Origin of the sequence: Actinomyces denticolens (assembly GCF_002072185.1) — a bacterium.
In the GTDB taxonomy this organism is placed as follows: Bacteria; Actinomycetota; Actinomycetes; order Actinomycetales; family Actinomycetaceae; genus Actinomyces; species Actinomyces denticolens.
The window spans coordinates 44,086-51,322 of sequence record NZ_MVIW01000023.1; the positions used below are offsets into that span (position 1 = coordinate 44,086).

The 7,237-nt window shown below is 71.2% G+C and carries 6 protein-coding genes; 2 read left to right on the forward strand and 4 right to left on the reverse strand.

What is annotated here, in order from left to right:
* Positions 1-70: 70 nt before the first annotated feature.
* A complete protein-coding gene (gene truB, locus B1H55_RS08010) occupies positions 71-1,144 on the reverse strand; it encodes a tRNA pseudouridine(55) synthase TruB (RefSeq protein ID WP_077240333.1) in 1,074 nt (357 codons plus the stop codon).
* Positions 1,141-1,641, reverse strand: a complete 501-nt coding sequence (rbfA, locus tag B1H55_RS08015) for a 30S ribosome-binding factor RbfA (RefSeq protein ID WP_073453196.1) — start codon at positions 1,639-1,641, stop codon at positions 1,141-1,143. The genes truB and rbfA overlap by 4 nt, the downstream gene beginning before the upstream one ends.
* Positions 1,642-1,834: 193 nt before the next feature.
* Here rbfA and rarD point away from each other — a divergent pair, with 193 nt between their 5' ends.
* Both rarD and B1H55_RS08025 read left to right on the forward strand, forming a co-directional pair.
* Positions 1,835-2,773 (forward strand): EamA family transporter RarD, encoded by a 939-nt coding sequence (gene rarD, locus B1H55_RS08020; protein WP_231952903.1) that lies wholly within the window; start codon positions 1,835-1,837, stop codon positions 2,771-2,773.
* A 245-nt stretch (positions 2,774-3,018) separates the two neighbouring features.
* A complete protein-coding gene (locus B1H55_RS08025; RefSeq protein ID WP_077240335.1) occupies positions 3,019-3,864 on the forward strand; it encodes a restriction endonuclease in 846 nt (281 codons plus the stop codon).
* 136 nt (positions 3,865-4,000) lie between these two features.
* On the opposite strand, the gene B1H55_RS08030 is transcribed toward B1H55_RS08025, so the two are convergent.
* Complete coding sequence (locus B1H55_RS08030; protein WP_231952891.1) at positions 4,001-5,014, reverse strand: NADP-dependent oxidoreductase; 1,014 nt, start codon at positions 5,012-5,014, stop codon at positions 4,001-4,003.
* 188 nt (positions 5,015-5,202) lie between these two features.
* Positions 5,203-7,237: translation initiation factor IF-2 (gene infB, locus B1H55_RS08035; RefSeq protein ID WP_080461670.1), on the reverse strand; the 2,035-nt coding region annotated here is incomplete at its 5' end.

The following is a 7,237-nucleotide window of genomic DNA, read 5'->3' on the forward strand; positions in this document are numbered from 1 at the left end:
CCGGAGCCGCCGCACGCGCATCCTCCGCAGCCGCATCCACTCATCGCCGTACTCCCTTCGCCGGGGCTCATCATGCTGGTGATAGGACGAGGGCCGGCCGGGCCCGCCCGCCCTTTCGGATCAACAGTGCCACGAGGACGCCGTCGGGATCGAACCCGGCGACGACGCCGCTCTCCTCGCCGTACTCGTCACCGGAGGCCTTCGCCGCTTTCGCGACCACGGGGCGCGCGGGCACCGGACCCGCGCGATCCAGCGCCGCCGCGGGCAGTCCCCGCCCGTGACGGATCGCGCGAGCCTCCTCGCGGCTGAGCTCGACGGCGGGGAAGCAGCGCCGGCCGGCCTCGGCCAGGGGCAGTGTGGGCAGCCCCGATGGCGGATCATCGTCGACGCCGGCCTCCACCTGGGCGCTGGCCCGGTCGAGGGAGAGGGCCTCGGCCACATCGAAGGGGCCGACGCGGGTGCGGCGCAGGGCGGTCAGGTGCGCGCCGCAGCCCAGGGCCTCGCCGAGATCGCGCGCCAGGGCACGGATGTAGGTCCCCGAGGAGCAGGACACCCGCAGATCGAGGTCGACGACGGGCACCTCCTGGCCCTCCTGGCCCGCCACGATTCCCGGGCGCAGGGCCCCGAGGGGGGTGATGGCGTGGATGGTGACGGGACGGGGTGCCAGGGTGACCTCCTCGCCGTCGCGCACGCGCTTGTAGGAGCGCACGCCATTGACCTTGATGGCGGAAACGGCGCTGGGAACCTGCATGATCGGGCCGGTCAGCGACGTGAGAGCGGCCTCGATCCTCTCCTGGAGATCGGCTCGCGCCTCATCCGCCCGCGGGAGGGGGCAGCCCCGCCACGCGGTGGGCTCGCCCTCGGCGTCCTCGGTGAGGGTCTCCTGCCCCAGGCGCACGGTGGCCTCGTAGACCTTGTCCGCGCCCACGAGGTGGGTGAGGAAGCGAGTGGCGCGGCCGATGCCGAGGATGAGCAGGCCGGTGGCCATGGGGTCGAGGGTGCCGGCGTGGCCGACCTTGCGGGTGGCGCCCATGCGGCGTGCGGCGGCGACGACATCGTGGCTCGTCACCCCGGCGGGTTTGTCGATGAGGAGGAGGCCGTCGTCGGCGGTGACGGCGCCGCGGGCGACCCGGGGGCGGCTCACCGCTCGGCCGCCGCGCCCGGCGCCCCGGCGCTCCCGGGGGCGGGCTCATGGTCAGGACCCAAGTCCTCGGCGGGCTCCTCGTCGTCGTGCCGGTAGGGGTCGGCATCCCCGGCGTAGGAGGCGCCCTCGGCGGCACGGGCGATCCTCTCGTCGTCGACGCGGGCCTGGGCGAGGGCGTCCTCGATGGACTTGGCCGTCGTCGGCAGGGCGTCGAGCTGGAAGGCGATGGTGGGGGTCAGGCGGATGCCGAGCGCGCGGCCCACCTCGGAGCGGATGAGGCCGTTGGCCGAGCGCAGGGCAGCGGCGGTGTCCTTGCGCTCCTCGTCGGAGCCGTAGACGGTGTAGAAGACTGTGGCCTGCTGCAGGTCGCCGGTGACGCGGACATCGGTGATGGTGATGAATCCCAGGCGGGGGTCCTTGACACGGCCCTGGAGAAGGCGGGCCACGGTCTCGTGGATGCGGTCGGCGACCTTGCGGGCGCGGGCGGAGTCTGCCATGGGGCTCTCCTTCATCCGGCATGCGGATTCACACGGCATGCGGGTCGGTGCTGGGCGGTCAGGCGTCCGGGCGGCGCGCCCGGCGCGCCGATAGTATCGGGCCCGCGGCCCCCGGGCGGGAGAGCGCGGACGACCACGCCATGAGCGCGCCGAGCGCGCGATGGGCGCACGGATGGCGCATGATGGGCACGCGATGAGCATCGAACCCTCCCCCGCGCGTTCCCCCGCCCCGGCCGCGACAGGCCTGATGATGGTGCTCGGCTGCTACCTGCTGTGGGGCATATTCCCGCTGTACTTCCACCTGCTGGCCGCCGCCGGCAGCCTGGAGATCATCGGGCACCGGATCCTGTGGACGCTGGCCACGTGCCTCATCGCCGTGGCCCTGCTGCGCCGCTGGGACCGCCTGCGCGCCGCGCTGACCGCGCCCCGGCTGGCCGGATCCCTCGTGGTCTCAGGCCTCATCATCACCCTCAACTGGCTCATCTACGTCTACGGCGTCAACTCGGGGCGCACGGCGGACGCGGCCCTGGGCTACTTCATCAACCCGCTCGTCACCGTGGCGCTGGCCGCGGTCTTCCTCGGGGAGCGCCTGCGTCGGCTCCAGCTGGCGGCGCTGGCCCTGGCGGGGCTCGGCGTGCTCGTGCTCGTCGTCGCCCAGGGGGCCCTGCCCTGGGTGAGCCTCGGACTGGCGGGGACCTTCGGGCTCTACGGCCTGGCGAAGAAACGGTCCGGGGCGCATGTGGACGCCCTCACGGGGCTCACCGTGGAATCCCTGGCCATGGCGCCGCTCGCCGTCGCCTACCTGGGATGTCTCGCCGCCCAGGGCCGGACGGTCTTCCAGGGCGCGCAGGCCTCGCCGGGCATCGGGGCACTGCTCCTGATAGCGGGGCCCGTGACCGCCGTCCCCCTCCTGCTCTTCGCCGCGGGCGCTCGCCGGGTGGCCCTGACGACGATCGGCATGGTGCAGTACCTGGGGCCGATCCTCCAATTCCTCCTGGCGTGGCTGGTGTTCCACGAGGAGATCTCCACCGCTCGATGGGCCGCCATGGCGCTGGTATGGGCGGCGGTCGCCGTGTTCGTCATCGACCTCGTAGCCCAGATCCGCAAGCAGCCGGGGCGGGCGCGCCCCTGAGCCGCCGCCGTCCGGTGACCGCACGTTCGTCCTTCCGGTGACGAGCTCGGTCGGCGGGAGTACGAGGTCGTCACCGGAAATAACGCATATTAGGGCCGAGGAATCACATCGAGGGCGCGGAAGTGTCTCGATCGCATGCAGGTGAACTCGCGAACGCGTATCTGCTCTAGCCTGCCCCCGGGCCCCAACGGGCCGTTGACACGCCCCTGAGAGCCCTCCCATTCCCACTCCCGAAGAGCCTCCCCATGTACGTCCCATTCCGCGCGGGCATCCGACGCCGCCGCGCCGGCCAGGAGCTCGGCATCGCGCTGGGCCCATCCTTCAGAGCGGAGCCCCTGCGCCCATCCCGGCACATCGGTGCCTTCCGCCTCGAGTACCCGACCTGGCGCTACTGCAAGAAGGACGGGACCAGGGACCTGCGCTACTCGCACAATCGCCCCGTCTACCCCAGATCCGCTCTCGAGTTCGGTTCCTGGCGCGTCTCATCGAAGGATGTCTTCGAACTCTACGAGCTCGTCCAGTCACTGCGGCGCCGAGGCGAGCCGATCGCGGAGACCTACGAGGAGAGATGGAAGCGCCAGGAGTTGGCAGCCGCTTCGCATGCCCATCACGCGATCACGTCCATCGACCAGATCATCAACCGGTACGCCGACACGCCGACGGGGTTCGAGGAGTTCTGCGCCGGCCTGTTCCGCGCCATGGGCTACCGGGCCGAGGTCACTCCGCCGGCCAATGACGGCGGGCTCGACCTCAGAATGGAGAGGGACGGGCGCAGGTACATCGCGGAGTGCAAGTGCTTCACTCCGGGGAACGCCGTCGGAAGACCCGTCCTTCAGAAGCTGTACGGCGCCAACGCCACGGAGCGGGCCTACGGAATGCTCGTGATCACGACGTCAACCTTCTCCAAGGGAGCCGAGGAGTACGCCGCGCTGACCGGGATCCGGCTTCTCGATGGGCAGCGCCTCATGGATCTGTGCTTCCGGGTCGGCTACGCGACGCACGAGCGACCAGCCCCCCTCCCCGCCATCGTCACTCTGAGCCCGCAGGACATTCTCGCCAACATGCCTCCCGACATGCGAGGGCAGGTCTAGCCTCGAGTTCGTACTTCTGGTGACGAGTTCGGTGGGCTGGGGTACGAGGTCGTCGCCAGAAGTACGAACTCGCCCCCTATCCGCCGAGGAGGCCTCTCCAGGGGCGGGAAGAGCGGGGAGAACAGGATCGCGGTGGTCAGCGCCGTGCCGTCATGCTCAGGACGGTCTTGCCGCGCGAGTGGCCGTTGGCCACTTCGTCCAGAGCGGCGCCGACCTCGTCGAAGGGGAACACCTCGTCGACGGACGGGACGATCCGCCGACTCGAGAGGAGGTCGGCGACCTCCTGGAGCTGCGCCCCGTTGGATTCCACGAAGATGAAGTCGTAGCGGACCCCGCATCCGCGGGCGGCGCGATCCAGGCGCCATCCGGCCGCCGTGAAGAGCGCCCGCTTCCAGGCGGGCATCCCCATCCGTGAGGCGAAGGCCCCGTTGGGCAGGCCGCGCAGGGAGACGAGGTGCCCACCGCGCCTCATGACGCCCATCTGCCGACGGGTCTCCTCGCCCCCGAGGGTGTCCAGCACGTAGTCGATGCCGTTGAGGACCTGCGCGTAGTCCTCGGTGCGGTAGTCGAGGAACCGATCCGCGCCCAGGGAGAGGACCCGTTCCCGGTTGGGGGCGCTGCCGTTGGTCACAACGGTCAGGCCCCTGGACTTGGCGATCGGGATCGCCATCGCGCCCACCGATCCGGTACCGCCCGAGATGAAGATCGTCCCCCCGGCGGTGGCGCCCATGAGGTCGAGCGCCTGGACGGCTGTGAGGGCCGTCAGGGGCACAGCGGCGGCCTCCTCGTCAGTGAGGTGCTCGGGGACCGCTGCCAGCGCGTCGGCGTCAACAGCGACGTACTCGGCGAAGGCGCCGATGGAGCCCAGGGGAAGGCGCGAGAAGACGCGCTGCCCCAGTTCGAGGGAGCGCGCGCCCGAACCGACCTGCTCGACGATCCCGACCATCTCGTTGCCGGCGACCAGCGGCAGGGCGTAGGGAGTGATGAGGCGGACCTCGCCTCGGGCGATCATGATGTCGAGCGGGTTGACCCCGGCGGCGGAGACCTTGATCAGGGCCTGGTGCGGGCCGATCCCGGGTCGGCGGACCCGTATGAGCTCCACGTGGGGGTTCTTCGCGTCGTAGGAGGTCTGAACGGCGGCTCTCATCATGGTGCGTCTCCTGTCCGGGATCGCGCGCTGGGCGCAAGGCCGCCGGATGCGGTGCGGATGCGGTGGTGGTCGACGGCGGGGTCAACCGCGGGGGCGGGGGCGAGCGCATCGGCGCCCCCCGCATGCGCCTCCCGACGGCGGCGGGCCGCCCACCGATGGGTGGGAGGCCCGCCGTCAGGGGAATGGCGTCAGGCTCGCGCCTTCTCGCGCATCTCCCAGGTTTCGATGACGTCGCCCTCGGCGATGTCCTTGAAGCCCAGGTTGATACCGCACTCGTAGCCCTCGCGGACCTCGGTGACGTCATCCTTCTCGCGACGCAGGGTCTCGACGGTGAGGTCACCGCCGACAACCACGCCGTCGCGCACCAGGCGGGCCTTGGCGCCGCGCTTGATGGTGCCCGAGCGGACGATCGAACCGGCGATCGAGCCGAACTTCGAGGAGTGGAAGACCTGGCGGATCTCGGCGGTGCCGAGCTCGACCTCCTCGTAGATGGGCTTGAGCATGCCCTTCATGGCGGCCTCGACGTCCTCGATCGCGTTGTAGATGACCGAGTAGAACTTCATGTCGACGCCCTCGCGGTCGGCCAGCTCCGCCACGCGCTCGGCGGGGCGGACGTTGAAGCCGATGATGACGGCCGAGTCGACCGTCGCGAGGTTGACATCGTTCTGCGTGATCGCACCGACGCCGCGGTGGATGACGCGCAGGGCGACCTCCTCGCCGACGTCGATCTTGAGCAGCGAGTCCTCCAGGGCCTCGACGGCGCCCGAGCTGTCACCCTTGAGGATGAGGTTGAGGGTGTCGACCTTCCCGGCCTTGAGGACGTCGGAGAGGTTCTCAAGGGACACGCGCTTGCGGCGCTTGGCCAGGAGGGCGGCGCGCTCGGCGGCCTCGCGCTTGTCGGCGATCTGCCGGGCGGTGCGGTCGTCCGGGGCGACGATGAAGGAATCACCGGCGCTGGGTACGCTCGTCAGACCCAGGACCAGGGCCGGGCGGGCGGGCCCGACCTCGTCGAGGTTGTCCCCGTGCTCGTTGAACATGGCGCGCACGCGCCCGTAGGACGAGCCGGCCACGATCGGGTCCCCCACGCGCAGGGTCCCCTGCTGGACGAGCACCGTGGTCACGGCGCCGCGGCCCTTGTCGAGCTTGGCCTCGACCGTCACGCCGCGCGCGTCCGAGCTCGGATTGGCGCGCAGGTCCAGGGCCGCATCCGCGGTGAGGACCACGGCCTCGAGGAGCTCGTCGATGTGGAGGCGCTGCTTGGCGGAGATGTCGACGAACATGGTGTCGCCGCCGTACTCCTCGGGCACGAGGCCGTACTCGGTGAGCTGGCCGCGGATCTTGTCCGGGTTCGCGCCCTCCTTGTCGATCTTGTTGACGGCCACCACGATCGGGACGTTCGCCGCCTGGGCGTGGTTGAGGGCCTCAACGGTCTGCGGCATGACGCCGTCGTCCGCGGCGACGACGAGGATCGCGATGTCCGTGACCTCGGCGCCGCGGGCGCGCATGGCCGTGAAGGCCTCGTGACCGGGGGTGTCGATGAAGGTGATGGGACGGGTCTCATCGCCCACGGGGACGCGCACCTGGTAGGCGCCGATCGACTGCGTGATGCCGCCGGCCTCGTCCGCCACGACATCCGTGGAGCGAATGGCGTCCAGGAGCTTGGTCTTGCCGTGGTCGACGTGGCCCATGACGGTGACCACGGGCGGCCGGGGGGCCATGTCCTCGTCGTCCCAGGCCGCCTCCTCGGCCTCCAGGTCGATGTCGAAGGAGCCCAGGAGCTCGCGATCCTCGTCCTCCGGGGAGACGATCTGGACATCGTAGCCGAGCTCGGCGCCCAGCAGGCCGAAGGTGTCCTCATCGAGGGACTGGGTGGCCGTGGCCATCTCCCCGAGGTGGAACAGGACGGTGACCAGGGCCGCAGGGTTGGCGTTGATCTTCTCGGCGAGGTCGGTCAGCGTGGCGCCCTGGCGCACGCGCACCACGGTGGAGCCATCGCCGCGCGGGACGATGACGCCGCCCAGCGAGGGCGCGCTCTGCTGCTCGAACTCCTGGCGCTTGGCCCGCTTGGACTTGCGCCCGCGGGGAGCGCCCCCGCCGCGCCCGAAGGCGCCCTGGGTGGAGCCGCGTCCGCCGCGCCCCCCGCGGGGACCGCCGCCGAAGCCGCCGCCGCCACCGGGACGACCGCCGCCACTGGGACGGCCGCCGCGGCCGCCGCCTGAGCCG

What these genes read in the sequence shown, in the direction of transcription:
- rarD (WP_231952903.1), top strand. Translation starts at nt 1,835, where the DNA reads ATGAGCATCGAACCCTCCCCCGCGCGTTCCCCCGCCCCGGCCGCGACA.
- B1H55_RS08030 (WP_231952891.1), bottom strand. Translation starts at nt 5,014, where the DNA reads ATGATGAGAGCCGCCGTTCAGACCTCCTACGACGCGAAGAACCCCCAC.
- B1H55_RS08025 (WP_077240335.1), top strand. Translation starts at nt 3,019, where the DNA reads ATGTACGTCCCATTCCGCGCGGGCATCCGACGCCGCCGCGCCGGCCAG.
- rbfA (WP_073453196.1), bottom strand. Translation starts at nt 1,641, where the DNA reads ATGGCAGACTCCGCCCGCGCCCGCAAGGTCGCCGACCGCATCCACGAG.